The organism is Candidatus Protofrankia californiensis (assembly GCF_900634765.1).
GTDB classification, from domain to species: Bacteria; Actinomycetota; Actinomycetes; order Frankiales; family Frankiaceae; genus Protofrankia; species Protofrankia californiensis.
Window position 1 is genome coordinate 1 of the sequence record NZ_CAAAFT010000399.1, and the last position, 1,560, is coordinate 1,560.

General features: G+C 70.1%; 3 protein-coding genes and 1 pseudogene. 2 read left to right on the plus strand and 2 right to left on the minus strand.

Features of this window, described 5'->3' with window-relative positions; translation table 11 throughout:
* Nucleotides 1-263: hypothetical protein (locus DD1DGNOD_RS27365; protein WP_165036925.1), on the plus strand; the 263-nt coding region annotated here is incomplete at its 5' end.
* A 458-nt stretch (nt 264-721) separates the two neighbouring features.
* Here the strand turns inward: DD1DGNOD_RS27365 and DD1DGNOD_RS20480 are convergent.
* Nucleotides 722-994: a hypothetical protein gene (locus tag DD1DGNOD_RS20480; protein WP_206443336.1), complete on the minus strand. Its 273-nt coding sequence runs from the start codon at nt 992-994 to the stop codon at nt 722-724.
* Nucleotides 995-1,015: 21 nt separating this feature from the next.
* Here DD1DGNOD_RS20480 and DD1DGNOD_RS31370 point away from each other — a divergent pair.
* A pseudogene (locus tag DD1DGNOD_RS31370) lies at nt 1,016-1,165 on the plus strand (IS630 family transposase); the annotation flags it as partial.
* Nucleotides 1,166-1,201: 36 nt separating this feature from the next.
* On the opposite strand, the gene DD1DGNOD_RS20490 reads toward DD1DGNOD_RS31370, so the two are convergent.
* Nucleotides 1,202-1,560, minus strand: a 359-nt coding sequence (locus DD1DGNOD_RS20490) for a type II toxin-antitoxin system VapC family toxin (protein WP_131770849.1), incomplete at its 5' end; no start/stop codon positions are given.

Consider the following 1,560-nt stretch of genomic DNA (forward strand, 5'->3'; position numbering starts at 1 on the left):
GGGCGGGTCGGGTCACGGCTGTCGTCGGTCGGGTCACCGGTCGGCCTGGCTCGGCCGTCTCGCCCGCCGACACCGCCGGGCGTGCCCGCATGGGCGGGATCTGTGACCAGTGGGACGAGGGTGTCGTAGACGGCATCTGCGGTGGGGCGCTCCCTGGGCACCTTCGCCAGCATGGCGGCGACCAGGGCGCGGAGTGCGAGCGGGAGGCCGCGGCGGCGGGCATGGACCGGTGGCGCGGGCGTCTGGACGTGCTGGGCGCGTAGCGACAGGTCGGCGGTCTCGTAGAACGGGAGGTCGCCGGTGAGGAGCTCGTAGAGCAGGCAGCCGAGGGAGTAAGAGCCGGGGGCTGCCGTCGCGGTTCGTCTCGGAGCCGGTGTCGTAGACGGCCGGGATGCCGGGGTGTTCGAGCTGGGCGGTGGTGCGGATCTCGCGGAGGAACCGCCTGCGGTCGCGTTCCAGCTGGTCGAGGAGCTCGACGGCCTCCGGGCTGTCGGGCGAGGTCGGGACCTGGCCGGGGTGGGACTGCCTGAGCACCTTGATGGCGACGGGCCGGTCGAGACGCTCGTCGTAGCCGTAGAAGACCTGACTCATCCCACCGCGGCCGAGCTCGCCGTCAACCCGGTAGCGCCCGGCGAACCGCCGCTTTCCGTCTGGCTCGCCCGCCGGGCTGGCCGCGTCGGTGTCCGCCACGCTTCCCCCCTCGCAGTCCCGTCGGTATGTATCAGTCGATGCCGGCGGGGCCGGATCCGGTGGTTTCGCGGAGCATCTCGGCGCGGAGGCGGGCCAGGGCCTCGTCACGGGCGGGCTCGGTGATGATCCGGTAGGCGCGCTTGCGGGCGGCTTCCTTGATGGCCTTCTGGAACTCGGTGTTGTCGAAGTAGAGCTTCATGAACTCGGTGTTGCGCTCGGCGTTCTCGGCGACGATGTCGTCGAGCCGGTCGTCGGCGACCTGGCCGAAGCGGGCCTCGTCGTTCATCAGCGCGATCTGCTGCATCTGGGTGTCCTCGACCAGGCCGAACTCAACCCTGCCGAAGGGATCTGGGCTTATCTGAAGACCGGTGTCCTGGCCAACCTGGCTGCGCTCGGCCTGGATCATCTGATCCGTGTCACCAAGACCGCACTCAAACGTATCCAGTACCGCCCCGGCCTGCTCTGGGGTTTCCTGGCCACGAGAGCCAGGGAGAGCCATGAGGCGAATGCTCTACGGACTGGGCGCATCCGGTACAGGGATCGCGATAACCGTGAGTCCATCGATGCCGGCGAAATCGGCGGGATTGCACGTGTACACCGGGAGATCGTTGGACAGGGCCGTCGCCGCGATCATGGCGTCATAGGCACGGGCCGACGGCTTGCGGCCAGCCCGCCGCAGCGAGGCCGCCACACGTCCGAACGCCCGGGCCGCCGGCGCGTCGAAGGGCAACGGGTCGAAGTCGGCCTCTGCCTGCTGAACATGAGCCTGGCGGGCGGCGCGTTCCCCGTCCGTCGTCGCGACCAGCGGCCCGACCGAAAGCTCGGCCAGCGTGACCGCGGTGATCAGCGGTTCCGCGGGAAGGCTGGCCG